Origin of the sequence: Streptomyces sp. NPDC019937, assembly GCF_040631655.1 — a bacterium.
Taxonomy (GTDB): domain Bacteria; phylum Actinomycetota; class Actinomycetes; order Streptomycetales; family Streptomycetaceae; genus Streptomyces.
The window spans coordinates 1-26,525 of sequence record NZ_JBEYAL010000042.1 but is presented as its reverse complement, the minus strand read 5'-3'; the positions used below and the strand labels follow the sequence as shown (position 1 = coordinate 26,525).

Below are 26,525 nucleotides of genomic sequence, written 5' to 3'. Positions count from 1 at the left end.
GGCCCTTGCGGGCCCCTTTCCTACAGGGTTCCGAGCTTCACCAGCGACAGCAGCGCGATCAGCTGGATCGCCGACGCGCCCAGCGCCTTCTGCCACGGCAGGTCGTGCGACTTGCTCACCATGGACGTGAACAGCGCGCCCGAGGCCAGCCAGGTCGCCCAGCCCAGCACCTGCACCAGGGAGCTGTCGCCGCCCAGGAAGAGCGCGAACAGCAGCCTCGGCGCGTCGGTGATCGACATGATCAGCATCGAGAGGCCGATGGTCGGTCCCCAGGTGCCGTCGCCGCCGAGCTGGCGGGCGAGGGTGTGGGTGACCGCGCCGAGCACCAGGGCGCTGATCGTGACGGCGACGCCCGCGCTGAGGATCCACGGGATGCTGTTGGCCATCGGGGCGTTCAGGACGTCCTTACGGGCGTCGTCGAAGCCGAAGACCGCCAGCAGGCCGTAGACGAAGGTCACGATGAGGGCCGGGCCCCACACCGTGTAGTCGCGCATCTGCCAGAAGGTGGGCGCCGGGCGCAGCACGATGCCGCTCAGCAGCTGCTTCCAGTGCAGCCGGGGGCCGGCGGGCGGGGCGGTGGAGGAGCCGGCGCGGTAGGTGCTGCCGTCGTCGTACGAACCGGGGCCCTGGCCGTACGGGTCGTACGCGTCGGGCGCCTCGCCCACGCTGAACGCCTGCGTGTGCCCGGAGTTGTTGTCGGCGTACCCGCCGGGGCCCCCGGGGCCCGGTCTGTGCCCGCCGCCCTGGCCGTAGCCCTGGTCCGGGCCCGGTCCGCCGCCGGGCCCGCCGCCGGGTCCGTAGTACGGGTCCTGGCCGCCGAAGTACTCCGGCTCTCCCTGTGTAGCGGGCTGCTGCCACTGCGGCTGCGTGCGGCCGTACGGGTCCTGCGACCCGTGCGGCGGCTGCTGCGGTCGCTGCTGCTGCCCTTGTTGCGCGGAGTGGGAGTCCCGTCCGCGTCCGATCCTGAATCCAGCCACCATTCGAACGTACCCGGTCGCGGAGGGTGGGGAGCCGGAGCGGGGGGACAGGCCCGGCATTGCTGCCGAGCTGTGACATCCCTTAGGGGGACCCTGGGGGGTCAACCCCCCGCTCGAGGGCCAGTTGGTGCTAGGGGGTGTCTTGTCGATCGGGCCAGGCGTCGGGAGCCCGGCATGATCGGCAAGACACCCCCTAGGAGGTCGCGGCGAAGGGCCGGCTGGAGAAGGTGGTCTCGTCGGAGGCGCCGTTGGTGATCCACCACCGCTCGGGCCGCTCGCCGTACAGGGAGAACGCGATGCCGGGGCCCCAGGCGAGCACGATCTCGTCCTTGCCGTCGTGATCGAAGTCGGCCGCGCCGTAGAGCCGGGCGGCGCGCTCGTCCCGGCGTACGGCCTTGCCGTCCACCCGGGCCGGGACGGTGCGGGTGAGGGTGTGGCGGGCGAGGGCGGTACGTCCGGGGCGGGGGGCCAGCAGCCGGGCGCCGCCGGAGCCGAGCGGGACGGCCAGCTCGTCGGCGCCGTCGCCGTCGGTGTCGGCGGCCATCATCGTCCCTGACATGCCGGGCACCGGGATCGACGGGGAGGAGCGGACGACGCGGCCGGCGGGGGTGCCGTAGTAGACGCTCACCGTGCGGCCGATGTCCGGCTTCTCCGTCGCGTCGCCGCCCTCGTCGGCGCGGGTGCCGCTGGCGCCGACCGCGACGTCCCGGCGGCCGTCCCCGTCGAAGTCGCCGAAGGTGATCGAGTTGCCCTTGCGCAGCGGGCGCCCGGTGTGGCCCAGCCCGCGCGGTCCGGCGGACAGCAGGGCGGAGCCGGACTGGGTGGCGGCGCTGATCCCGTGCACGACCAGGTCGGTGGGGCGGTCGCCGTGGATCCGGTCGGCGACGAGGTCGCCGATCTCGGCGCCGCCGCCGTGGAACGGGCTGCGGTACGGCACGGTCCGGGCGGCCCGGCCCGCGCGGTCGAACGGCCCGTACAGGACGAGGAACGAGCGCCGGTCGGCGCGGACCACCGCCAGGTCGTGGTGGCCGTCGCCGTTGAAGTCGCCGACGGTCGGGCGCGCCGGGTCGACGGAGTCGGAGGGGCCGGTGAGCTGGACGCGGGCGGCGGAGCGGGCGTGCGGCGGGCCGCCCGCGCTGCCCCAGGCGATGTACGGGACGGTCCGGACCGTGGTGTGGGTGCGCTTGGCCTCGGCGGCGCCGAGCCGTTCGCCGCCGGTGGTGGTGACGTCGGCGTAGCCGTCGCCGTCGAGGTCGGCGGTGGCCACCTCGGTCGCGCCCGCGACGGCGACGTCGCCGTCGGGCAGGCCCAGGTCGGCCCGGCGCAGGACGGTGCGGGTGGCGGGGTGGAGGCCGTCGTGCGAGCCGTGGACGAAGGCGATCCGGCTGGGCAGGCCGCGTTTGCGGGGCGGGACCGGAAGCTGCAGGTCCGGGTAGCGGTCGCCGTTGACGTCGTCGGGCAGCTTGCTGCCCTTGCCGCGCGGGACGGGGGCGGTCGCGGTGGACCCGGCGCCCGCGGAGGCCGCGGAGGCGTGGGAGGGGCGCTGGGCCCGTGGCCCGTCGGCGGAGGCCCCCGCGCCGCATCCGGTGAGCAGCGCGAGCACACCGGCCCACGCCGCGCAGGTGGCGAGGGCGGTGCGGGCGGGGGAGCGCGTGGGGGGAGTGGGCGGAGGCGCGGGCGTCATCGGTCACCCCTAACCCATGCGGCACGGTCGCGGCAACCAAGGGGGTACGGCGGTTCTGGGAGCCATCAGTCCGCTTGACTGTAAAGATGACCTTTGGAGCACAAGGGCCGTCCAGGACATTTACCCACCCTTGGGTGGGGCATGATCCTGTGAGAATCCACGGGGATCCACAGGGATCCACAACCTTGTTGTGAGAAGGGATACTTCACGGCCAGGATCGGTTCATGTTCGAAGCGGGCGAGCGGGGGCTGCCATGTGCGTATCGCACGATGCGTCAGTGACGGGTGAGGCACCGAGACCCATGGAGGGTGCGAGCGGGGTGTAGGCGCGATGTCGGACGGGAGTGGCCGGCCGGCAGCGGCGGATGCCGCTCGCCCGCCAGAGTACGAGGGTGCTAGAAATAGCGACATGGCCGGACTTTTCGGTCGAGCACGGGTCCCCCTGGCGCGGGCCGTGACCGAGTGGCGGAATCAGCGCGGCCATCAGGGCCCCCGCCGTCAGCGGAATGCCCGCGAGCGGAATGCCCCCGAGCCGAACGGGCACGACCCCGCGGTGCGTGACCCCGCGGCGCACGGGGCCGAGGGGCGCCTGACGAGCGGGCCGCGCCAGGCGCTGCGGACCCGCGAGGGGCACGAGGGGTACGGGGGGCAGGGCCTCCGGGGCCTCCGGGGCGGGCGGTCGCGCCGCCTCCCGGGCCGTGGCGTGCGTACGGTCGCGGGCCAGGTGTTCGTCCTCCAGGTGGGCGTCGTGCTGCTGCTCGTCGTCGCCGCCGTGGTGGCGCTCGTCCTGCAGTCGCGGTACGACAGCGAGCGCGAGGCCCGTAACCGCTCGATGGCCGTCGCCGAGAGCTTCGCGAACGCCCCGGGGATGGCCGCCGCGATGCGCGGCCCCGATCCGGCCGCCGCGCTGCAGCCGCTCGCCGAGCGGGCCCGCAAGGGCGCGGGCGTCGACTTCGTCGTGGCCATGTCGCCGCACGGGATCCGCTACACCCACCCCAATCCGGACCGGATCGGGAAGCACTTCATGGGCAGCATCGAGGGCGCGGTGCGGGGCCGCACGGTCACGGAGACCTTCACCGGCACGCTCGGCCTGTCCGTGCGGTCCGTGGTGCCCGTCTTCGACAGCCACGGCAAGGTCGTGGGGCTGGTGTCGGCCGGGATCACGATCAAGAAGGTGAGCGGCGCGGCCAACCACCAGCTGCCGCTGCTGGTCATCGCCGCCGCTGCCTCGCTCGCCCTGGCCACCGGCGGCACCGCCCTGGTCAGCAGGCGGCTGCGGCGCCAGACCCACGGTCTGGACCCGGCCGAGATGACGCGGATGTACGAGCACCACGACGCGGTGCTGCACGCCGTGCGGGAGGGCGTGCTGATCGTCAGCGGCGACGGACGCCTGGTGCTGGCCAACGACGAGGCGCGCCGCCTCTTCGCCCTGCCGCCGGACGCGGAGGGCCGTCTCGTCGCCGAGCTGGGCTTCGATCCGTACACGACCGAGCTGCTGGTGTCGGGCCGCCCGGCCACCGATGAGGTGCACACGGCCGGGGAGCGGCTGCTGTCGGTCAGCCACCGCCCCACCGACCGCAACGGAGGCCCGCCCGGCAGCGTCGCGACCCTGCGCGACACCACCGAGCTGCGCGCGCTGACCGGCAAGGTCGACCTGGCCCGCAACCGCCTGAAGCTGCTGTACGACGCGGGCGTGTCGATCGGCACCACGCTGGACGTGGTGCGCACCGCGCAGGAGCTGGCGGAGTACGCGGTGGCCCGGTTCGCCGACTACGTCTCCGTCGACCTCGCGGACTCGGTCCTGCGCGGCGAGGAGCCGCAGGAGGGCGCCGCCGGTACGGCGGGCGGCGGGGGCGGCGCGGACGGCCGCCCCACGCCCCTGCGGCGTACGGCGCTCAGCGGCATCCGCGACGACGTGCCGCTCTACCCGCTGGGCAAGCTGATCCGGTTCACGCCGAACGCGCCCCAGGCCCGCGGCTTCCGCACCGGCACCGTCACGGTCGTCCCCGTGCTGAGCGATCACGGGGGCTGGCAGGAGCAGGATCCCGACCAGGCCCGGAAGATCGTCGACTCCGGCATCCACTCGATGATCACGGTCCCGCTGCGGGCCCGGGGCGTGGTGCTGGGCGTGGCAAGCTTCATGCGGGCGGAGAAGCCCGAGCCGTTCGAGGAGGACGACGTCTCGCTCGCCGAGGAGCTGGTCACCCGGGCCGCCGTCAGCATCGACAACGCCCGCCGTTACACCCGCGAGCACACCATGGCGGTGACGCTGCAGCGCAGCCTGCTGCCCCGGGTGCTGCCCGAGCAGAACGCGCTGGACGTGGCGTACCGCTATCTGCCGGCCGAGTCGGGCGTCGGCGGCGACTGGTTCGACGTCATCCCGCTGCCGGGCGCGCGGGTGGCGCTGGTGGTGGGCGACGTCGTCGGCCACGGGCTGCACGCGGCGGCCACGATGGGGCGGCTGCGGACGGCGGTGCACAACTTCTCCACGCTCGATCTGCCACCGGACGAGATCCTGTCCCACCTGGACGACCTGATCGCCCGCATCGACCACGACGAGGGCCACAGCGCCCTGGCGGACGGCGACGGCGGCGGTGAGGTGATCATCGGGGCCACCTGCCTGTACGCGATCTACGACCCGGTGACGCGGCGCTGCACCATGGCCCGCGCCGGGCATCCGCCGCCCGCGGTGGTGAGCCCGGACGGCTCGGTGGAGTTCCTGGAGGACCTGCCCGTGGGCCCGCCGCTGGGCCTGGGCGGGCTGCCGTTCGAGACGGACGAGCTGGAGCTGCCCGAGGGCAGCCACCTGGTGCTCTACACGGACGGGCTGATCGAGAAGCGCGACCGGGACATCGAAACGGGCCTGGAGATGCTGGGCGACGCCCTGTCCCACCCCGGGCGCACCCCGGAGGAGACCTGTACGGCGGTGCTGGACGCGCTGCTGCCCGAGCGCCCCAGCGACGACATCGCGCTGATCGTCGCCCGTACGAGGGTGCTGGAGCCGGAGCGGATCGCCGACTGGGAGGTGCCGTCCGACCCGGCGCAGGTCGCCGAGGTGCGGGCGGCGGTGGCCCGGCAGCTCGCGGAGTGGGAGCTGGGGGAGGTGGCGTTCACGACCGAGCTGATCCTCAGCGAGCTGATCACCAACGCGATCCGCTACGCCACCGGCCCGATCCGGGTGCGGCTGCTGTGCGACCGCAGCCTGATCTGCGAGGTGTCCGACACCAGCAGCACCTCACCGCATCTGCGGTACGCGGCGACGACGGACGAGGGCGGCCGCGGGCTGTTCCTGGTCTCCCAGTTCGCCGACCGGTGGGGCACGCGGTACACGGCGGAGGGCAAGGTCATCTGGACGGAGCAGACGCTGCCGTTACCGAAGAACGGCAAGCCGCGGGCATAGACGAGGCCCGCCCACGCGGTGCGCGGGCGGGCCTCGTCATGGCCGACGCGGGGGCGTCACTTCACCGGGGCGGGCTCCGGGGCCTCGGCCGACGTGCCGTCGCCCTCCGGCTCGGCAGGGGTCTTCACCGAGTCGAGCAGCAGCTGCGCCACGTCCACGACCTGGAGCGATTCGGCGACCTTGCCGTCGTTCTTCTTGCCGTTGACCGAGTCGGTCAGCATGACCAGGCAGAACGGGCAGGCGGTGGAGACGATGTCGGGGTTGAGCGACAGGGCCTCGTCGACGCGCTCGTTGTTGATGCGCTTGCCGATCCGCTCCTCCATCCACATGCGGGCGCCGCCCGCGCCGCAGCAGAAGCCGCGCTCCTTGTGGCGGTGCATCTCCTCGTTCCGCAGGCCCGGCACCTTGGCGATGATCTCGCGCGGCGGTGTGTAGACCTTGTTGTGGCGGCCCAGGTAGCAGGGGTCGTGGTAGGTGATCAGACCCTCGACCGGGGTGACGGGGATCAGCTTGCCCTCGTCGATGAGGTGCTGGAGCAGCTGGGTGTGGTGGATGACCTCGAAGTGGCCGCCCAGCTGCGGGTATTCGTTCGCGATGGTGTTGAAGCAGTGGGGGCAGGTCGCGACGATCTTCTTCTTCGCCTTCTCGACCACGACGCCCTCATCGGCATCTTCGCCGAAGGCCATGTTCAGCATCTCGACGTTCTGCTGGCCGAGCTGCTGGAACAGGAACTCGTTGCCCAGGCGGCGGGCGGAGTCACCGGTGCACGCCTCGTCGCCGCCCATGATCGCGAACTTGACGCCCGCGATGTGCAGCAGCTCCGCGAAGGCCTTGGTGGTCTTCTTGGCGCGGTCCTCCAGGGCGCCGGCGCAGCCGACCCAGTACAGGTAGTCGACCTCGGTCAGGTCCTCGACGTCCTTGCCGACGACCGGGACCTCGAACTCGACCTCCTTGGTCCACGCCAGCCGCTGCTTCTTCGCCAGCCCCCAGGGGTTGCCCTTCTTCTCCAGGTTCTTGAGCATCGTCCCGGCCTCGCTCGGGAACGACGACTCGATCATGACCTGGTAGCGGCGCATGTCGACGATGTGGTCGACGTGCTCGATGTCGACGGGGCACTGCTCGACGCAGGCGCCGCAGGTGGTGCAGGACCACAGCACGTCCGGGTCGATGACCCCGTTCTCCTCCAGGGTGCCGATCAGCGGGCGCTCGGCCTCCGCGAGCGCGGACTGCGGAACCCCGGCGAGCTGCTCGGCGCTCGCCTTCTCCTCGCCCTCGGCGTCCTTGCCGCCGCCCGCGAGGAGGTAAGGGGCCTTGGCGTGCGAGTGGTCGCGCAGCGCCATGACCAGCAGCTTCGGCGAGAGCGGCTTGCCGGTGTTCCAGGCCGGGCACTGCGACTGGCAGCGGCCGCATTCGGTGCAGGTGGAGAAGTCGAGGATGCCCTTCCAGGAGAAGTGCTCGATCTGCGAGACGCCGAACTGGGCGTCCTCGTCCGGGTCCTCGAAGTCGATGGGCTCGCCGCCGGAGGTCATCGGCTGGAGCGCGCCGAGCGCCACCTCGCCCGAGGCCTCGCGCTTGAACCAGATGTTCGGGAAGGCCAGGAAGCGGTGCCAGGCGATGCTCATGTCGATGTTCGTGCTGACCACGATCATCCAGATCATGGTCGTGCCGAGCTTGATCATCGCGAAGAGGTAGGTCAGGTTCTGCAGCGTGCCCAGGCTGAGGCCCTTGAAGAGCGCCACCAGCGGGTACGAGGCGAAGTACGCCGGCTCGTACGTGTCGACGCCGTGCAGGGCGCCCTCCAGGCCGCGCAGCGCCATGATGGCCAGGCCGATGATGAGGATGACGTACTCGACGAAGTACGCCTGCCAGGCCGTGGAGCCCGTGAACCGCGACTTGCGGCCGGCCCGGCTGGGCAGGTTCAGCAGCCGGATCACGATCAGGGTCGCGATGCCGAGGGTGGTCATCGTGCCGATGAACTCGATGTACAGCTCATAGGGGAGGAAGCCGCCGATGACCGGCAGCGTCCAGTCGGCCTGGAAGAGCTGGCCGTAGGCGTTGATGATGGTCGGGGGCAGGGTCAGGAAGCCCACCGCGACGAACCAGTGGGCGATGCCGATGACACCCCACTTGTTCATCCGGGTGTGCGCGAGGAACTCCCGGACCAGCGTCACGCTGCGCTGCCAGGGGTTGTCGGTCCGGGTGCCCGCCGGGACCGGCGCGCCGAGCCTGAAGAACCGTACGAATTGCGCGACGGCGCGGCCAAGCAGGGCAACGCCGACCGCGGTGAGGACCAGCGACACGATGATCGCGGCGAGTTGCATGGAGGCTCCTCGAACCTGCGAGTGCGGGCATTACTAAGCAGTAACTTAATTGGTCTTGACTGACATTACCCGTCCGGGTGCACCCCCATGTAGTCGACCGGCCGGTGATTTGCGTCGCCAGACGGCCCCGCGGCGCGTCCCCTTGGGCGTAAGACTCATATAAAAGTTGAGCGGCCGCGACTCAGGTCTGTTGACAGCGGAAAGTTGATCATGCACGCTTGAGTCTGTTCCACTCAATGCTGTAGCTGGAGGATTGCGAAATGGCACGTGCGGTCGGCATCGACCTGGGTACGACGAACTCCGTCGTCAGTGTTCTCGAAGGCGGTGAGCCCACCGTCATCACCAACGCCGAGGGCGCCAGGACCACGCCTTCCGTCGTCGCCTTCGCGAAGAACGGCGAGGTGCTGGTCGGCGAGGTGGCCAAGCGCCAGGCGGTCACGAACGTGGACCGGACCATCCGGTCGGTCAAGCGCCACATGGGCACTGACTGGAAGGTCAACCTCGACGGCAAGGACTTCAACCCGCAGCAGATGAGCGCCTTCATCCTGCAGAAGCTCAAGCGGGATGCGGAGGCGTACCTCGGCGAGAAGGTCGCGGACGCGGTCATCACCGTCCCGGCGTACTTCAACGACGCCGAGCGCCAGGCGACCAAGGAAGCCGGTGAGATCGCGGGCCTCAACGTCCTGCGTATCGTCAACGAGCCTACCGCCGCCGCGCTCGCCTACGGGCTGGAGAAGGACGACCAGACCATCCTGGTCTTCGACCTCGGTGGCGGCACCTTCGACGTCTCGCTGCTGGAGATCGGCGACGGCGTGGTGGAGGTCAAGGCCACCAACGGTGACAACCACCTCGGTGGTGACGACTGGGACCAGCGTGTCGTCGACTACCTGGTGAAGCAGTTCAACAACGCCAACGGCGTGGACCTGTCCAAGGACAAGATGGCCCTGCAGCGCCTCCGCGAGGCCGCTGAGAAGGCGAAGATCGAGCTGTCCAGCTCGACCGAGACCACCATCAACCTGCCCTACATCACGGCCTCCGCCGAGGGCCCGCTGCACCTGGACGAGAAGCTCAGCCGCTCGCAGTTCCAGCAGCTGACCTCGGACCTGCTGGAGCGCTGCAAGACCCCGTTCCACAACGTCATCAAGGACGCGGGCATCTCGCTGTCCGAGATCGACCACGTGGTCCTGGTCGGCGGCTCGACCCGGATGCCCGCCGTCGCCGAGCTGGTCAAGGAGCTGACCGGCGGCAAGGACGCCAACAAGGGCGTCAACCCGGACGAGGTCGTCGCCATCGGCGCGTCCCTCCAGGCCGGTGTCCTCAAGGGTGAGGTCAAGGACGTCCTGCTGCTGGACGTCACCCCGCTGTCCCTCGGCATCGAGACCAAGGGCGGCATCATGACCAAGCTGATCGAGCGCAACACGACGATTCCGACCAAGCGCTCGGAGATCTTCACCACGGCCGAGGACAACCAGCCGTCCGTGCAGATCCAGGTCTACCAGGGCGAGCGTGAGATCGCCGCGTACAACAAGAAGCTCGGGATGTTCGAGCTGACCGGCCTGCCGCCGGCCCCGCGCGGGGTGCCGCAGATCGAGGTCACCTTCGACATCGACGCGAACGGCATCATGCACGTCGCGGCGAAGGACCTGGGCACCGGCAAGGAGCAGAAGATGACCGTCACCGGCGGCTCCGCGCTGCCGAAGGACGACATCGACCGCATGATGCGCGAGGCCGAGCAGTACGCGGAGGAGGACCACAAGCGCCGCGAGGCCGCCGAGACCCGCAACCAGGCCGAGCAGCTGGTCTACCAGACCGAGAAGTTCCTCAAGGACAACGAGGAGAAGGTCCCGGGCGAGGTCAAGACCGAGGTCGAGGAAGCGGTGACCGACCTCAAGGAGAAGCTCAAGGGCGAGGACACCGCCGAGATCCGTACCGCGACCGAGAAGGTCGCCGCGGTCAGCCAGAAGCTGGGCCAGGCGATGTACGCCAACACCGAGGCCGGTGCGGGCGAGGCCGGTGCCGCCGGTGCGGCCGGTGGCGAGGGCGCCCAGGCCAAGGCCGATGACGATGTGGTGGACGCCGAGATCGTCGACGACGAGAAGGCCGACAAGGGCCAGGGTGGTGCCGCGTGACGGAGGAGACCCCGGGCTTCGAGGAGCAGCCCGACGTCCCCTCCGAAGCCGCGCAGACCCCCGACGACGCGGCGAAGGGCGCCGGGTCCGCCGACAAGGCGGGCCCGGGTGCCCCGGCCGGGGACCTCGAGCAGGTAGCCATTCAGGCGCAGCTGGACCAGGTGCGTACCGCCCTCAACGAGCGGACCGCCGACCTCCAGCGACTTCAGGCCGAGTACCAGAACTACCGGCGCCGGGTCGAGCGGGATCGGGTGCAGGTCAAGGAGGTCGCGGTCGCGAACCTCCTGACCGAGCTGCTTCCCGTGCTCGACGACATCGGCCGGGCGCGGGAGCACGGCGAGCTCGTCGGCGGCTTCAAGTCCGTCGCCGAATCGCTGGAGACGGTGGCGGCGAAGCTGGGCCTGCAGCAGTTCGGCAAGGAGGGCGAGTCCTTCGACCCGCTGGTGCACGAGGCGCTCATGCACTCGTACGCGCCGGACGTCACCGAGACGACGTGCGTGCAAATTCTCCAGCCGGGGTATCGAATCGGCGAACGAACGATTCGCCCGGCGCGGGTCGCGGTCGCCGAGCCCCAGCCGGGTGCCTCGCCCAAGGGCCCGGGCGAAGGCGACGGCACGGCGCCGGACGAGGAGAGCGGTGGCCCGGAAGAGGGCTGACGCGACGGTGACAGCAGGACCAAAAGGATCCATAGGAGAGGAGGGACGTCGGGGATGAGCACCAAGGACTTCGTCGAGAAGGACTACTACAAGGTTCTCGGCGTCCCCAAGGACGCGACCGAGGCGGAGATCAAGAAGGCGTACCGGAAGCTCGCCCGCGAGTATCACCCGGACGCCAACAAGGGCGACGCCAAGGCCGAGGAACGTTTCAAGGAGATCTCCGAGGCGAACGACATCCTCGGCGACCCCAAGCGGCGCAAGGAGTACGACGAGGCCCGCTCCCTGTTCGGCAACGGGGGCTTCCGCCCCGGGCCGGGCGGGGCGGGCTCCACCGGAAGCTTCAACTTCGACCTGGGCGACCTCTTCGGCGGCGCCCAGGGCGGCCCCGGTGGCGCGGGCGGCTTCGGCGGCGGGCTCGGCGACGTGTTCGGCGGGCTCTTCAACCGCGGCGGGGCCACCCGTACCCAGCCGCGGCGCGGCCAGGACGTCGAGTCCGAGGTGACGCTCAGCTTCACCGAGGCCGTCGAAGGGGCCACCGTTCCGCTGCGGATGTCCAGCCAGGCCCCGTGCAAGACGTGCTCCGGCACCGGCGACAAGAACGGCACCCCGCGGGTCTGCCCGACCTGCGTGGGCACCGGGCAGGTCAGCCGGGGCGGCGGGGGCGGCTTCTCGCTCACCGACCCGTGCGTGGAGTGCCGGGGCCGCGGTCTGATCGCGCAGGACCCGTGCGAGACCTGCAAGGGCAGCGGACGGGCCCGTTCCGCCCGCACCATGCAGGTCCGCATCCCCGCGGGCGTCAGCGACGGCCAGCGGATCCGGCTGCGCGGCAAGGGCGCCCCGGGCGAGACCGGCGGTCCGGCCGGTGACCTCTACGTCATCGTCCACGTGGACCCTCATCCGGTCTTCGGCCGCCGCGGCGACAACCTGACCGTCACCGTCCCCGTCACCCTTCCGGAGGCGGCGCTCGGCGGCGAGATCAAGGTCCCGACGCTGGGCGGTCCGCCGGTCACCCTGAAGCTGCCGGCCGGCACGCCGGGCGGCCGGACGATGCGCGCCCGCGGCAAGGGCGCGGTGCGCAAGGACGGCACCCGCGGCGACCTGCTGGTCACCGTGGAGGTCACGGTGCCGAAGGACCTCAGCGACTCGGCTCGTGAGGCGCTGGAGTCCTACCGGGAGGCGACCGCGGGCGAGGACCCGCGGGCGGAGCTGTTCCAGGCCGCGAAGGGAGCATGACCCGATGGAGACGCACGGCCGAGGGGGCCTTGGAGGCAGGGGAGCCGGCCGATCCCGCAATCCGTACGAGCTGACCGACGAATCGCCGGTGTACGTCATCTCGGTCGCCGCTCAGCTCTCCGGCCTGCATCCGCAGACCCTGCGTCAGTACGACCGCCTCGGTCTGGTCTCCCCGGACCGCACCCCCGGCCGCGGCCGGCGGTATTCCGCGCGCGACATCGAGCTGCTGCGCCAGGTGCAGCAGCTGTCCCAGGACGAGGGCATCAACCTCGCGGGGATCAAGCGCATCATCGAACTGGAGAACCAGGTCGCCGCGCTCCAGTCGCGCGTGGCCGAGTTGCAGTCGGCCGTCGAGGGCGCGGCCGCCGCGATGCAGCAGCGCGAGGCCCAGGTCCACGCCTCGTACCGCCGCGACCTGGTCCCCTACCAGGACGTCCACCAGGGCAGCGCGCTGGTCGTCTGGCGTCCGAAGCCCAAGCGGCGCGGCGAATAGCGCGTCCCTCATCGCGTGCCCAGGTGGCCCGGCGGCCGGTCTCCGGCCGCCGGGCCGCTCGTATGCCCGGGGTGCGGCCGGGTGGCGCACCATGGAGGTATGGGAGGAGGTACCGCCAATGTTGGAGATCAAGACGATGGACAAGCCGGATGAGCGGCGGGACTTTCCCGGTGGTCATCTGGAGACGCTGCACCTGACCGGGTTCGACTTCGCCGTGGGCACCTTCGAGCCCGGCTGGCGCTGGCGGGAGTCGATCCGGCCGCTGGCCGGGACGGAGAGCTGCCAGGTCCGCCACGCCGGGATCGTGATGAAGGGGCGGATGCGGCTGCGCATGGACGACGGGGCCGAGGCCGAGGTGGGTCCCGGCGACGCGTACGTGGTGCCGCCCGGTCACGACGCGTGGGTGGTCGGTGACGAGCAGGTGGTGGTGTACGACACCGGCGGTGAGATGGCCGAGGCCTATGCGCGGCTGGAGCGGGCCGAAGCCTGATCCGCGGGGTTTGGCGGGGCGCGGTGCCGGTAACGCGTAGCAGCCCGGATCCGTCGACAGGTAAGAAATGAGCACTGGCCCCACACCCCCGAACCAGGGCGGCCGCCCGGCCAGAGGCGGCGGCAGCGCACGTACCGACCGCATGCTGCGGACCCTGCTCCGCCGCCGCAAGAAGTCGCTCGCTTACGAGGACGTCACCGTCGTCGACCGGCCCCGGCTGCGGCGCGCGGTGACGGCGACCGCGGTCGGCAACACCATGGAGTGGTTCGACTTCGGCGTCTACGCGTACGTCGCGGTCACCCTCGGCAAGGTCTTCTTTCCGTCCAGTTCCCCGGCCGCCCAGGTGGTGTCGACGTTCGCCACCTTCGCGGTCGCCTTCCTGGTGCGTCCGCTCGGCGGGCTGGTCTTCGGGCCGCTGGGCGACCGCATCGGGCGACGGCGGGTGCTGTCCACCACCATGATCATGATGGCGGTCAGCACCTTCGCGGTGGGGCTGCTGCCGGGGTACGGCTCGATCGGCTTCGCCGCGCCGCTGCTGCTGCTCCTGTGCCGGGTGCTGCAGGGCTTCTCGACCGGCGGTGAGTACGCCGGGGCGACCACGTACATCGCGGAGTTCGCGCCCGACCGGCGGCGCGGCTTCCTGGGCAGCTGGCTCGACTTCGGCACGTTCGTCGGCTATTCGCTGGGCTCCGGCCTGGTCACGGTGCTCACCGCCGTGCTCGGGGACGACGGCATGGTGGACTGGGGTTGGCGGATTCCGTTCCTGGTCGCCGGGCCGCTGGGCGCGATCGGTCTGTACATGCGGCTGCGGCTGGAGGAGAGCCCGGCGTTCCAGCAGGAGGCCGACCGGGCGGCCGAGGCGGCGAAGGCCGCGGCGGCCGGCGGGGGCACCGTACCGGTGGAGGACGCGCGGCAGTCCGGCAAGGGGCGGCTGAAGGAGATCTTCACCCGGCACTGGCAGGCCGTGCTGATCTGCATGGGTCTGGTGCTGCTGTACAACGTCACCAACTACATGGTGACGTCCTATCTGCCGACGTACATGACCTCCACGCTCGGCGAGAACGCCACCACCGCCCAGCTGCTGGTGCTGGGCACCATGGTGGTCGTGGCGCTGACGATCACCGTGGTCGGGCGGTCCTCCGACCGCTGGGGGCGGCGTCCGATGTTCATGGCCGGGAGCGGGGCCATGATCCTGCTGGCGATTCCCGCCTTCCTGCTGATCCAGGAGGGCGGCATCCTGCTGCCCGCGATCGGCTGCCTGGTGCTGGGGCTGCTGCTGGTCACGTTCGCGGGCACGAGCGCCGCCACGCTTCCGGCGCTGTTCCCGACCCGGCTGCGCTACGGCGCGCTGTCGATCTCGTTCAACATCTCCGTGTCGCTGTTCGGCGGGACGACACCGCTGATCGCGTCGTCGCTGGTGGAGTCGACGGGCGATCCGCTGGTGCCCGCGTACTACCTGATGGCGGCCGGTGTGGTGGGCCTGGTCGCGGCCCTGTTCCTGTACGAGACGGCCGGGAAGCCGCTGCGCGGCTCGGGCCCGATGGTGGAGACCGAGGAGGAGGCCCGTACGGCGGTGGCGGAGAGCCGCACCGAGGCCGGGCGCAGGGCGCGCGACATCTGGATCAGGGTGCGCCACCCCCGGGGGTACCACCGGTACGACGAGGAGCGCTGAGCCCGGGGCCGGTCAGGCGCGGCCCATCGCACGGGTGATCGTGATCTCGATCAGGACGCGGTGCGGGTTGGGGCGGGGCGTGCGCTCGTAGCGTTCGGCGTAGCGGCGTTCGGCGTCGGCGATCAGCTCGGGTTCGGTGCGTACCCGCGCGGTTCCCTCCAGCGTGGCCCATCGCTTGCCCGCCATCTGGCAGACGGCGACCCGCGCGCCGTCCTCGCCCGCCGCCCGGACGTGGGCGACCTTGCGGCTGTGGCCGCTCGCGATGACGCGGGCGAGCCCGGCGCCGGGGTCGTAGGTGACGCCGACCGGGACGACGTGCGGGGTGCCGTCGGGGCGGAGGGTGGTGAGGGTGCACACGTGGCGTTCGCGCCAGAACGCGAGGTACGCGGGGTCCGGGTGACGGGGATCGAGGGCCATGGACGGGAACCTATGGCCAGAACGCTGGCGGAAGCACAGTTGAGTGGAATAGACTCAACTTTACGCATGTTGTGCAGGGCAGGATTGTGGGCCGCCGCCGCGTGACGAGGAGGAGCACAGAACGTGGACGCCGAGCTGACCAACAAGAGCCGGGCGGCACTGAGCGCCGCCAATGACCGGGCGGTGTCCGCCGGGCACGCCGACCTGACCCCGGCCCATCTGCTGCTCGCCCTGCTCGAAGGGCAGGACAACGAGAATGTGATGGATCTGCTGGCCGCCGTCGACACCGACGCCGCCGTCGTGCGGAACGGGGCCGAGCGGCTGCTCGCCGCCCTGCCCAGCGTGCAGGGCTCCACCGTGGCCCCGCCGCAGGCCAGCCGCGACCTGCAGGCCGTCCTGGTGGACGCCGCGCAGCGCGCCAAGGACCTCGGCGACGACTACATCTCCACCGAGCACCTTCTGATCGGCACCGCCGCCAAGGGCGGCCGGACCGGGGAGCTGCTCGACCAGCAGGGGGCGAGCGCCAAGAAGCTGCTCGCCGCGTTCGAGAAGGCCAGGGGTGGACAGCGGGTGACGACTCCCGACCCGGAGGGCACGTACAAGGCGCTGGAGAAGTTCGGCACCGACTTCACCGCCGCCGCCCGCGAGGGCAAGCTCGACCCGGTCATCGGCCGGGACCAGGAGATCCGGCGCGTGGTGCAGGTGCTCTCGCGGCGCACGAAGAACAACCCGGTGCTGATCGGCGACCCGGGCGTCGGCAAGACCGCCGTGGTGGAGGGGCTGGCCCAGCGCATCGTCAAGGGCGACGTGCCGGAGAGCCTGCGCGACAAGCGGTTGGTCGCCCTCGACCTCGGCGCGATGGTCGCGGGCGCGAAGTACCGGGGCGAGTTCGAGGAGCGGCTGAAGACCGTCCTCGCCGAGATCAAGTCCAGCGACGGCCAGATCATCACCTTCATCGACGAGCTGCACACCGTGGTCGGCGCGGGCGCCGGCGGGGACTCCTCGATGGACGCGGGCAACATGCTCAAGCCCATGCTGGCCCGCGGCGAGCTGCGCATGGTCGGCGCCACCACGCTCGACGAGTACCGCGAGCGGATCGAGAAGGACGCCGCGCTGGAGCGCCGCTTCCAGCAGGTGCTGGTCGCCGAGCCGACCGTCGAGGACACCGTGGCGATCCTGCGCGGGCTCAAGGGCCGGTACGAGGCCCACCACAAGGTGCAGATCGCGGACGGCGCGCTGGTGGCCGCCGCGACCCTCTCCGACCGGTACATCACCTCCCGCTTCCTGCCCGACAAGGCCATCGACCTGGTCGACGAGGCCGCCTCCCGGCTCCGCATGGAGATCGACTCCTCACCCGTGGAGATCGACGAGCTGCAGCGCTCCGTCGACCGGATGAAGATGGAGGAGATGGCGCTCGCCAAGGAGACGGACGAGGCCAGCAAGCTGCGGCTGGAGAAGCTGCGCCGCGACCTCGCCGACAAGGAGGAGGAGCTGCGTGGCCTGACCGCCCGCTGGGAGAAGGAGAAGCAGGGCCTCAACCGGGTCGGTGAGCTGAAGGAGAAGCTGGACGAGCTGCGCGGCCAGGCCGAGCGCGCCCAGCGCGACGGCGACTTCGGCACCGCCTCCAAGCTGCTGTACGGGGAGATCCCGGCCCTGGAGCGCGAGCTGGCCGAGGCCTCCGAGGCCGAGGAGGAGGTGCAGCGCGAGGACCGCGGCACCATGGTCAAGGAGGAGGTCGGCCCGGACGACGTGGCCGATGTGGTCGCCTCCTGGACCGGCATCCCGGCGGGGCGGCTGCTGGAGGGCGAGACCCAGAAGCTGCTGCGCATGGAGGACGAGCTGGGCAAGCGGCTGATCGGCCAGACCGAGGCCGTACGGGCCGTCTCCGACGCCGTGCGCCGCACCCGGGCCGGGATCGCCGACCCGGACCGGCCCACCGGATCGTTCCTCTTCCTCGGCCCCACCGGCGTCGGCAAGACCGAGCTGGCCAAGGCGCTCGCCGACTTCCTCTTCGACGACGAGCGGGCCATGGTCCGCATCGACATGAGCGAGTACGGCGAGAAGCACAGCGTCGCCCGGCTGGTCGGCGCCCCGCCCGGCTACGTAGGCTACGAGGAGGGCGGCCAGCTCACCGAGGCGGTGCGCCGCCGCCCGTACAGCGTGGTGCTGCTGGACGAGGTGGAGAAGGCCCACCCCGAGGTCTTCGACATCCTGCTCCAGGTCCTGGACGACGGGCGGCTCACCGACGGCCAGGGCCGGACGGTGGATTTCCGCAACACCATCCTGGTCCTCACCTCCAACCTCGGCAGCCAGTACCTGATGGACCCGCTGCTCGGCGAGGAGGAGAAGAAGCAGAGCGTCCTGGAGACCGTGCGCAGCTCCTTCAAGCCCGAGTTCCTGAACCGGCTGGACGACCTGGTGGTCTTCTCCGCGCTCAGCCAGGACGAGCTGGCCCGCATCGCCGAACTGCAGATCGCCGCGCTCGCCCGGCGCCTCGCCGAGCGGCGGCTGAGCCTGGAGGTCACCCCGGAGGCCCTGGCCTGGCTCGCCGAGGAGGGCAACGACCCCGCCTACGGGGCGCGCCCGCTGCGCCGCCTGGTGCAGACCGCGATCGGCGACCGGCTGGCCCGGGAGATCCTCTCCGGCGAGGTCCGGGACGGCGACACGGTCCGGGTCGACCGCGTCGGCGACGGCCTTCTGGTGGGCCCGGCACAGTGATGCGTCCCCCCGGGCGGACTTGATCGCGCCAAGGTGCGTCCGGGGTTGCACGTCGGGGGCCGGTGTGAGGGAGGATGGCGGTATCCATACGAAGGGAAATCCACGGTGAGCATCGACCCGTCCTCGATTCCGAATTTCGGGGGCCAGCCCGAGCCCGAACCGGCGGGTGCGAGCGGCCCCGTGCTGCCCGACCAGGACCTGGTCAAGCAGCTGCTGGAGCAGATGGAGCTGAAGTACGTCGTCGACGAGGAGGGAGACCTCGCGGCGCCGTGGGAGCAGTTCCGCACGTACTTCATGTTCCGCGGTGAGGAGGAGCAGCAGGTCTTCTCCGTCCGGACGTTCTACGACCGGCCGCACGGCATCGAAGTGAAGCCGCAGCTGCTCGAGGTGACCGACGACTGGAACCGCCGCACCCTGTGGCCCAAGGTCTACAGCCACACCAATGACGACGGCACGGTCCGGTTGATCGGCGAAGCGCAGATGCTGATCGGCACCGGCGTCAGCCTGGAGCACTTCGTATCCAGCACGGTCAGCTGGGTGCGGGCTTCGATCGAGTTCGACCGCTGGCTGGTCGAGCAGCTCGGTCTGGAGACCGACGTCGAGTCCGGCGACGACGAGAAGCCGGGCGACGACGAGGCCTGAGCCCAAAGAGTCCCCGAGCCCGGTCGGCGCGCCGCCCCTGAAGGCGACGGCGCGCGGCCGGGCTCTTGCCATGTCCACTGCGTGAGGCGGGAAGGCCGCGGATGAACGAGCACGCCGGAACGGAAGCGGATCGATTACGGCGGCGCGCCGGGCTGGAGGCATGAGGAGGTGCTGCTCCGGCTGGCCTGGTCGACCGTACGCAACCGGAAAGTCTCCTTCGCCGGGTCCTTCGTGGCGATGGCGAGCGCCCAGGCCCTGGTGGCGATGTGCGCGGTGCTTCTCGACGCGGGCGCGAGGGCGGCACCGGCCCAGGGCGGCGAAGAGGTGATGTCCTTCGTCGTACCGTTCGGCCTCACCTGCCTGTTCGTCTCCGCCTTCGCCGTCTCCGGCGCCTTCTCCCTCTCCGTCCAGCAACGCACCCGGGAAGTCGCCCTGCTGCGCGCCGTCGGCGCGACCCCGCGTCAGGTGCGCCGGATGATCGCGTACGAGGCGTTCGTGGTCACCGCCGCGGCGGCGGTCCCCGGATGCGGTCTGGGCGTCCTCCTCGCCGCCGCGCTGCGGGCCTGGCTGATCCACCAGGGCTGGGTGCCGGACGCCTTCCCCCTGGACTTCGGTCCCTGGAGCCTGGCGATCGCGGTGGCGATCTGCTGCGTGACCGCCCAGCTCGCGGTGCGGAGCAGCGGCAGGCGCGCCTCACGGGTCCGGGCCGCCCAGGCGCTGGGGGAGGCGGCGGTGCCGCCCCGGCGGGTGGGCGTGGTGCGCACTTCCCTGGGCCTCGCGGTGCTGGCCGGGGGCGTCTGGGGACTGGCGGCCATCGACGAGTGGGGCGGCTCCGACGCCGCCAATTCGGCGGTCGCCATGGTCATGGTGCTCATGATCGCGGTGTCGCTGCTCGGCCCGTGGATCGGGAAACTCGCCGGAGCGGTGTTCGGCGTCGCGTGCCTGGTGCTGCTGCCGGCGACCGGATCGCTGGTCCGGGCGAACCTGAGCCTTCGGCACCGGCGGCTGGGCGCGGCCGTCACCCCGCTCGCGCTCACCGTCGCCTTCGCGGCCGTGGCCCTGTTCGTACCGCAGATGAAGTGGCACGAGCTGGAGCGGCAGGACCGCGAACGGCTGCTGGCCGACTACCTGGTGGGGACCACGGAGCTGGAGGGCCTGCCCGACTCGACGGCGAGGGCGGTCGGCGACCTCCCGGGCGTCGCCGCGGCCATCGGCACCCTGGGCACCCACGCCACCGTGCTCACCAGCGACGACCCGGACGGCCAGGGCCCGGACGGCATCGCCCAGGCGATCACGGACGGCCCGCTGGACCAGGTGCTCGACCTGGCCCCCGCCCAGGGTGGCCTCGACCGGCTCGGACCGCACGACATCGCGCTGAGCCGGAGCATGGCCCACCGGGCCCACGCCGCCGTGGGCGACACGGTGTGGCTGGCCCTGGACGACGACCGCACCGAACGCGCCCGGGTGGCCGCGGTCTACACCCGCGACCGGGGCCTCGGGGAGGTGATCCTCCCGCGCCGCATGGCCGCCGCCCACCGTCTGCCCGGTGAACCGCCCAGCCTGGACACGGTGTACGTACGCGCCCTCCCGGGCCGGCAGCGCGACGTGGCCGCCCAACTGGCGGCCCTGACCAGGGACCGGCCGTCCTGGCAGGTCCAGGACCGCTTCGCCCACCGGGCCGAGGCCCGGCGCCGGCAGGACGCCTCGATGACCGCCACTTACCTGCTGCTGACCGTCGTGACCGTGTTCACGTCGATCTCGGTCGTGAACACCCTGGTGATGACGACCATGGAGCGTACGGGCGAGTTCGCCCTGCTGCGGCTCGTCGGCTCGACCCGCACCCAAGTGGCCCGCATGATGCGGGCCGAGAACGCCGTGACCGTGCTCGCGGCGCTGCTGGTCGGGGCGACGGTGGCGGGGATGGTCCTGACCGTGTTCAGCAAGGCCCTGACCGGCTCCCCCTACCCCGCCCTCCCGGCGGCCACCCTCGCCCTCATCGTGGGCGGCGCCGGTCTGCTCGCCTTCGTCACCGGAGTGCTGACGACCCGCATAGCCCTCCGCCAGGGCCCGGCCACCGCCCTGAACACCGCCGAATGACCCGCCCCTCCACCCGGGTCAGCCGGAGAGGGCCTTGAGGCGGGACACGGCGTCGGTGAGGACGTCCTTCCGCTTGCAGAAGGCGAAGCGGACGAAGGGGGCGCCCTGGGACTGGTGGTCGTAGAAGACGGCGTTCGGGACGGCCACGACGCCGCAGCGTTCGGGGAGGGAGCGGCAGAAGGCGAAGCCGTCGGAGGTGCCCAGGGGGCGGATGTCGGTGGTGATGAAGTAGGTGCCGGCCGGGCGGAAGACGGTGAAGCCCGCGTCGGTGAGGCCGTCGGCCAGCAGGTCGCGCTTGGTGCGCAGGTCCTCGCGGAGGCCGTGGAAGTAGGTCTCCGGCAGGCGGAGGGCCTCGGCGACCGCGTATTGGAAGGGGCCCGCGGAGACATAGGTGAGGTACTGCTTGGCGGAGCGGACCGCGGTGATCAGCTCCGGGGTGGCGGTGATCCAGGTCAACCCCTGTTCGCACACACCTTGCGCATGTCCTTTGACCTCGGGTGATGGCTTGGCGTTGGCCACCAGCGGCCCGGTGCCCGGCCGTCTGCGCCTATCGTGAGGGTCGAACCTCCTGGACGGACGCACGGGAAGCAGGGGCGCATGGGGACGAGCGGGACGACTGACGCACGCGGCAGGGTGGGTACGGCGGACTGGGCTCCTGCGGCGCGGGTGCGGGATATGGGCACGTCGATCTTCACGGAGATGACGGAGCTGGCGCGCCGTACGGGGGCGGTGAACCTCGGGCAGGGTGTACCGGAACTCGGCAGCCCTGAGACCTTGCTCAAGGGCGTTGTCGTAGCGGTGATATCGGGTAACAACCAGTACCCGCCCGCTGCCGGTTTCCCGGCGCTGCGTGAGGCTGTCGCGGAACATCAGCTACGCCGGTACGGCCTCGACTACCGCCCCCAAGGTGAGGTGCTGATCACTACGGGCGCGACGGAAGCACTCGCTGCGGCTCTGCTGGCGCTCTGCGACCCGGGTGACGAGGTCCTGGCCTTTGACCCCTGCTACGACGCGTATGCGGCGGATGCTCGGCTGGCTGGTGCTCGGCTGGTAGCCGTGCCTCTGGTGAGCGACGGTGACGGCTTCGCCCTTGACGCGGACGCGCTGCGCGAGGCTGTGACGGCGCGGACGCGGGTCCTGCTGCTGAACACGCCGCACAATCCCACGGGCAAGGTGTTCACGGCCGATGAGCTGGCCATGATCGCCGAGGTGGCGCGGGAGCACTCGCTGACGGTCGTCACGGATGAGGTGTACGAACACCTGGTGTACAACGGCCTGGATCACCTCCCGATTGCCTCGCTGCCCGGCATGAGGGAGCGGACGCTGACGATCTCCTCGGCGGGCAAGACGTTCAGCGTCACGGGTTGGAAGATCGGTTGGGTCTGCGGTCCGGCTCCGCTCGTCGCTGCGGTCGCCTCCGCGAAACAGTTCCTCACCTATGCGTCGGGGACGCCGTACCAGGAAGCGCTGGCGCATGCCCTTGGCTCGGTGGAGGAGTGGGCCGAGACCCTGCGCGAGACCCTGCGGCACAACCGGGACTTGCTGAGCGATGGCCTGACGCGGGCCGGACTGCGCCCGTACCGGGCGGATGCCGGGTACTTCCTGCAAGCGGACGTACGGCCGTGGGACTACGCGGACGGCATGACGTTCTGCCGTGAACTACCTGAGCGGGCGGGCGTGGTGGCCATCCCGACGTCGGCCTTCTACCAGAGCGCTGACGCTCCGGAGTGGCTCGTCCGGTTCTCTTTCTGCAAGCGGGAGGAGTCGATCCGCACGGCTGTGGAAAAGTTGCTCGCTGCACGCTGAGGGATTCGCCTCGCGGAGTTGATCCGGGCCCTGCTCCAAGAGGATGCAGGGCCCGGATCATGTGTGCTGGGTTCAGAACGGGAGCTCGGGTCTGGATGTGCCTCGCTTGAGGGTCATGATCTGTTCGTGGAAGTCTCGTGCGGCGGTTTCGCGCGGGTACCTTGCGCGCAGTTCCTTGTCCAACTCGTCGGCGACTAAAAGCAGGGACGGGAGGGACTTGCGGTCGGCTTCCAGGGCCGTGGTGCCCATGCCGATGGCTTCTTCGATCTCGCCCGTGCGGGCGGCGGCGACACCGAGGGTGAGGCGGGCTTCTGCGGCGCGCATGGGCGAGATCTCGGTACCGTCGGGGCCGGTGCTGATGCGAATCACTGAGCGGGCGTGGGAGGCGGCGCGCTCGTCGTCTCCGAGGAGACGGTAGGCGTCCATCTCGTAAAAGTCCCACTTGTCCGGGTCGATGATGAAGTGATGTTCGGGGTGGTCCGGCCTGGGAAGTCGGTCCAGCCTGGCACGCCCGGCGTCGAGGGACTCGCGGACGAGTCGGGCGTCTCCCATACGCGCGGCGGCGCGTGCCTTGTGGGCGTAGAGCTGGACACCGACAGAGTGTGTCTGGTCCGCCACATGCCCGGCCTCGACGGCGCCGAGCATGTCTTGCCAACGGCTCTGTGTTAGGGCGAACCACGCTTCGATCTCCCACGCCCAAGCCTTGATCTCGCTGTGCCCTGCCTCCTCGCCAATCCGGAGCGCGGCGGCCTTGCTGAGATTGGCGGCCTCGCGCTGGCCCCGGTCGTACTGGACGCACGCGTTCAGCAGGAACAGCCATCCGGTGTCCACGAGCAATTCCCGGTGCTGGCGGAGAGTCATCCGCCCTTCGAGCTGCTTGGTGACGTACTGCAAGCCGTTCCGGGTGCGGTCGTGCAGGTAGTCGGCATCGGCGTAGGGATAGGCACGGGCCAACTGGTCAATGCCCTCCTCGATCGACTCCAGGGCCGCGCTGTTGATGCTGGACATCTCCGTGCGCCGCAGCATCTCCGCGATGTCCCAGAGGCCAGCGCCACCCTGTGAGATCAGGGTGCTCGGGTCCTCCAGCTGAGTGGTTCTGGCGGGGCGTGCCAGCTCCCAGGGACGCGGGGCGACTCCCGCGAGGTGACCGGGGATGCGCAGACCGTCCACCACTTCAAGGATCTTGTGGAACTGAGTGATCCGTGGGCGAACGCCCTTGCCGTCGGTCTCGGGCCGGGCCATTTTGCCGATGTGCTCGCGCTTGTAGCCGACGGCTTCGGCGATCTTGGCGTAGCTGATGTTTCCGTGGATCTTGGCCAGTCTGAAGACTTCGCCGAAGTCATGGTTGGCGATCGCCGACCGCACGTCCGCGCGCTCCAGTACATGAGGCGGCAGAGCTGCCGGTGTCGGTGCAGCTTCGGTCATCTCACTTCCCCATCGTGATTGACCTACGTCTCTTCTGGTCCGATCTTCCTTCTGATCTGTGTGCCCTCTCGTCTCGCGAGTGTACCCACGAGGGGGGTCCCCAAGAGGGGGGAGCGACGGCCGGGACGTGGGGTGCAACCTCGGGTCACCCTGCCGGGAGGGTCTCGGCAGATGTGATCGGAGACGGCGGTCCATGTCGTGAACGTGAGGGAAACCCGGCGAGGTGAACACGCGATGAGTACGCGGCCCCGTTTACTGCCGTGGCCGAACACGGCAGGGCGGCCCTGTTACCTGGTGACGGATGACAGCGACAGTCCGCTGTCGCAACTCGCTGACGAGATGGAGGCAGTACAACTCCACGCCGCATCCGAGCTACTGGGCCGCGCGGGCATGTTGCTTGCTGACCCCAAAGCGGGCGAGGTTGAGATGCGGTTCTTGGTCAAGCGCCTGTGTGAAGGGCTGCGGGACACACTGAGGGTCGCCGAGAGTCGGGGCGGGCGGCTGCCTGCCTTATCTGACGGTGAGTCGCACGATCGCCCCGATGGCCCTTCTGCGCATGAGGGTGGGAGGCCGAATGAGTAGGGCTCTGCCCGGGGCCTCGAAGGAGTGGCACGTCGGTGCCGTGCCGGGGCTGGGTCTGCGCCGTGAAAAGGACGGCCACCTTGTGCTGCCTCTGGCGGTGGCCCGCTGTGGAAAGCACCTCGCGCTTGCGCCGCTGGCGCTGACGGTGGCGGAGGCAGAGCAGTTGCATGCCGCCTTGTGTTACGCGCTCGGCGGCGAGCCTGCACCCGAGGACGCGCCGGAGTGCCGTAAGCCGGTCCGTTACCCGGGTGGCCGACACAAGTACTGAGGTCGGTTCGGACGGAATCACGCGCAACAACTGAAGAAGCAACACCGGACCACCCCTCCGCCTGGACAGCTCGGGGTGGTCCGGCTGGGGATCGATCACGAACCCCGGTGCCGATGGTACCGGGGTCGTCGTCGTGCTCCCGCTCGACGTGGCCCGGTCGTTGATTGTCAGTTGGCTTGCAGAGAAAGGGACTTGACCAAATGTGCGGCCCAGGGGACGACGGGTTCGAGGGAGAAGCGGCAGACCTGGAGGCGGGGATATGGGTGCGCGGAGTGGACTACCTGAGCGGCTGGCGGGACGCGCGGGAGGCTGCGGTCGAGCTGGGCGAAGCGCTGCGGCTCGTCGGCGTGGAGACGGCAGGGGTGCGGCTGTGTGCCGCTTCGGGCGCGGACGGCTCCGGGGCGGTGCGGCTGGAGTTGTCGGCGGCGTCGGCGCGTGAGGTGGCGATGCTGGCTCGGGTGGCGGCGGCCCGGCTGGGCAGGGCGGGGTGATCGGGGTGATCGGGGTGGCCGGTGGGGTGCGTGCGGTGCGTGGGTGGTGCGCTGTGGGCACGCCGCCGGCCGTAGCGGCTTTTGGGCGGGAGCTGCCACGGGGCGAGAGAACAGGGGGCCTTACGCTGGCCCGGCGAATCGGGCGGGTCTGTGATCCTGCCCGCGTTTGCGACCGATCGGCCCCCTGTTCTTGGAGGCTCGCCCCGTGGTGGCTGCCTAAAAACCGCGTAGGCCGTCGGCCCCAGCCACAACGTCCCCGCCCCGAACGGCGGTCGGCTTCTCGGTGAGCGATCGCGTGCGCTGGCGGTGTGGGCGGTGGGCGTCCGCCGGGACCGGCGGCCACGCCGCAGCCCGGCGGGGCGGCCAGACCGCCCGGCGCGCCGCAAGGCGCGCCCTTGAGTAAGTGAAGACAAGTTTCGACAGCTGGGCAGAGTTGGGCGCTGTACGAGCCAGTATCAGTCTGGATCGGCACGTGCCACACGCAGGTTGTCCCGCACGATGCCAGTCGTGGGGTGATCTTCACCGAGAATTCTGATGCGGTCGGTGAGGGTTTGCTCGTACAGCGGGATGGCGCGGCCCAGGTCCCCGGCCGCCTTGTAGGCGGCTGCGAGGTTGTTGCGGGAGGTCAGGGTGTCGGGGTGGTTCTCGCCCAGGACCCGGATGCTGTCGGTGAGGGTTTGCTCGTGCAGCGGGATGGCGCGGCCCAGGTCCCCGGCCGCCTTGTAGGCGTAGGCGAGGTTGTTGCGGGAGGTCAGGGTGTCGGGGTGGTCTTCGCCCAGGACCCGGGTGCGGTCGGTGAGGTTCTGCTCGTGCAGCGGGATGGCGCGGCCCAGGTCCCCGGCCGAATCGTAGGCGGCTGCGAGGTTGTTGCGGGAGGTCAGGGTGTCGGGGTGGTCTTCGCCCAGGACCCGGATGCGGTCGGTGAGGGTTTGCTCGTGCAGCGGGATGGCGCGGCCCAGGTCTCCGGCTGCCTCGTAGGCGTAGGCGAGGTTGTTGCGGGAGGTCAGGGTGGATGGGTGGTCTTC

19 protein-coding genes and 1 pseudogene are annotated in these 26,525 nt (G+C 70.7%); 13 read left to right on the top strand and 7 right to left on the bottom strand.

All coding sequences use genetic code 11. The annotated features are described in order from the left end of the window. Positions 1–20 precede the first annotated feature (20 nt). Complete coding sequence (locus ABZ562_RS32855; protein ID WP_361486707.1) at positions 21–980, bottom strand: Yip1 family protein; 960 nt, start codon at positions 978–980, stop codon at positions 21–23. A 190-nt stretch (positions 981–1,170) separates the two neighbouring features. Next, positions 1,171–2,661, bottom strand: coding sequence for an FG-GAP and VCBS repeat-containing protein (locus ABZ562_RS32850; RefSeq protein ID WP_361486705.1), 1,491 nt, complete (start codon positions 2,659–2,661; stop codon positions 1,171–1,173). Positions 2,662–3,069: 408 nt separating this feature from the next. Between ABZ562_RS32850 and ABZ562_RS32845 the strand changes: the two genes are divergently transcribed. After that, positions 3,070–6,060, top strand: coding sequence for a SpoIIE family protein phosphatase (locus ABZ562_RS32845; RefSeq protein WP_361486702.1), 2,991 nt, complete (start codon positions 3,070–3,072; stop codon positions 6,058–6,060). Positions 6,061–6,116: 56 nt separating this feature from the next. Here the strand turns inward: ABZ562_RS32845 and ABZ562_RS32840 are convergent, their stop codons facing one another. Then, on the bottom strand, positions 6,117–8,381 hold the full coding sequence (locus ABZ562_RS32840) for a (Fe-S)-binding protein (RefSeq protein ID WP_361486699.1): 2,265 nt from the start codon (positions 8,379–8,381) through the stop codon (positions 6,117–6,119). Between the two features lie 260 nt (positions 8,382–8,641). Between ABZ562_RS32840 and dnaK the strand changes: the two genes are divergently transcribed. The 6 genes from dnaK to proP all read left to right on the top strand — a co-directional run bounded on the left by dnaK (position 8,642) and on the right by proP (position 15,054). Beyond that, positions 8,642–10,510, top strand: coding sequence for a molecular chaperone DnaK (gene dnaK / locus ABZ562_RS32835; RefSeq protein WP_361486696.1), 1,869 nt, complete (start codon positions 8,642–8,644; stop codon positions 10,508–10,510). Beyond that, entirely contained in the window at positions 10,507–11,166 is a 660-nt protein-coding gene (gene grpE / locus ABZ562_RS32830) for a nucleotide exchange factor GrpE (RefSeq protein WP_361486693.1), read from the top strand. Before dnaK ends, grpE begins: the two co-directional genes overlap by 4 nt. 54 nt (positions 11,167–11,220) lie before the next feature. Continuing rightward, on the top strand, positions 11,221–12,399 hold the full coding sequence (gene dnaJ / locus ABZ562_RS32825; RefSeq protein ID WP_055545638.1) for a molecular chaperone DnaJ: 1,179 nt from the start codon (positions 11,221–11,223) through the stop codon (positions 12,397–12,399). Positions 12,400–12,403: 4 nt separating this feature from the next. Continuing rightward, positions 12,404–12,892 (top strand): helix-turn-helix domain-containing protein, encoded by a 489-nt coding sequence (locus ABZ562_RS32820; protein WP_361486691.1) that lies wholly within the window; start codon positions 12,404–12,406, stop codon positions 12,890–12,892. A 118-nt stretch (positions 12,893–13,010) separates the two neighbouring features. After that, positions 13,011–13,382, top strand: a complete 372-nt coding sequence (locus tag ABZ562_RS32815) for a cupin domain-containing protein (protein ID WP_361486688.1) — start codon at positions 13,011–13,013, stop codon at positions 13,380–13,382. Between the two features lie 142 nt (positions 13,383–13,524). After that, a complete protein-coding gene (gene proP / locus ABZ562_RS32810) occupies positions 13,525–15,054 on the top strand; it encodes a glycine betaine/L-proline transporter ProP (protein WP_361486842.1) in 1,530 nt (509 codons plus the stop codon). 12 nt (positions 15,055–15,066) lie between these two features. Here proP and ABZ562_RS32805 read toward each other — a convergent pair whose 3' ends face one another. Next, the gene (locus tag ABZ562_RS32805) at positions 15,067–15,471 is read right to left on the bottom strand and encodes a TIGR03618 family F420-dependent PPOX class oxidoreductase (protein WP_361486686.1); all 405 of its coding nucleotides are present in this window, start codon (positions 15,469–15,471) and stop codon (positions 15,067–15,069) included. Between the two features lie 123 nt (positions 15,472–15,594). On the opposite strand from ABZ562_RS32805, the gene clpB reads away from it, so the two are divergent. The 3 genes from clpB to ABZ562_RS32790 all read left to right on the top strand — a co-directional run bounded on the left by clpB (position 15,595) and on the right by ABZ562_RS32790 (position 20,928). Further along, positions 15,595–18,189: an ATP-dependent chaperone ClpB gene (clpB, locus tag ABZ562_RS32800; protein ID WP_361486684.1), complete on the top strand. Its 2,595-nt coding sequence runs from the start codon at positions 15,595–15,597 to the stop codon at positions 18,187–18,189. A gap of 105 nt (positions 18,190–18,294) precedes the next feature. Continuing rightward, positions 18,295–18,831: a YbjN domain-containing protein gene (locus ABZ562_RS32795; protein ID WP_361486681.1), complete on the top strand. Its 537-nt coding sequence runs from the start codon at positions 18,295–18,297 to the stop codon at positions 18,829–18,831. 168 nt (positions 18,832–18,999) lie between these two features. Next, a complete protein-coding gene (locus ABZ562_RS32790; RefSeq protein ID WP_361486678.1) occupies positions 19,000–20,928 on the top strand; it encodes an ABC transporter permease in 1,929 nt (642 codons plus the stop codon). An 18-nt stretch (positions 20,929–20,946) separates the two neighbouring features. On the opposite strand, the pseudogene ABZ562_RS32785 reads toward ABZ562_RS32790, so the two are convergent. Beyond that, positions 20,947–21,378, bottom strand: a pseudogene (locus ABZ562_RS32785) (aminotransferase class I/II-fold pyridoxal phosphate-dependent enzyme); the annotation flags it as partial. Between the two features lie 225 nt (positions 21,379–21,603). Here ABZ562_RS32785 and ABZ562_RS32780 point away from each other — a divergent pair. Further along, complete coding sequence (locus tag ABZ562_RS32780) at positions 21,604–22,734, top strand: aminotransferase class I/II-fold pyridoxal phosphate-dependent enzyme (protein WP_361486676.1); 1,131 nt, start codon at positions 21,604–21,606, stop codon at positions 22,732–22,734. A gap of 72 nt (positions 22,735–22,806) precedes the next feature. On the opposite strand, the gene ABZ562_RS32775 is transcribed toward ABZ562_RS32780, so the two are convergent. Continuing rightward, positions 22,807–24,159, bottom strand: coding sequence for a tetratricopeptide repeat protein (locus ABZ562_RS32775; RefSeq protein ID WP_361486673.1), 1,353 nt, complete (start codon positions 24,157–24,159; stop codon positions 22,807–22,809). A 574-nt stretch (positions 24,160–24,733) separates the two neighbouring features. On the opposite strand from ABZ562_RS32775, the gene ABZ562_RS32770 reads away from it, so the two are divergent. Both ABZ562_RS32770 and ABZ562_RS32765 read left to right on the top strand, forming a co-directional pair. After that, the gene (locus ABZ562_RS32770; RefSeq protein WP_361486670.1) at positions 24,734–25,009 is read left to right on the top strand and encodes a hypothetical protein; all 276 of its coding nucleotides are present in this window, start codon (positions 24,734–24,736) and stop codon (positions 25,007–25,009) included. Between the two features lie 200 nt (positions 25,010–25,209). Further along, positions 25,210–25,500 (top strand): hypothetical protein, encoded by a 291-nt coding sequence (locus ABZ562_RS32765; RefSeq protein ID WP_361486668.1) that lies wholly within the window; start codon positions 25,210–25,212, stop codon positions 25,498–25,500. 455 nt (positions 25,501–25,955) lie between these two features. On the opposite strand, the gene ABZ562_RS32760 is transcribed toward ABZ562_RS32765, so the two are convergent. Continuing rightward, the coding region (locus ABZ562_RS32760; protein WP_361486665.1) for a tetratricopeptide repeat protein at positions 25,956–26,525 on the bottom strand (570 nt) is incomplete at its 5' end.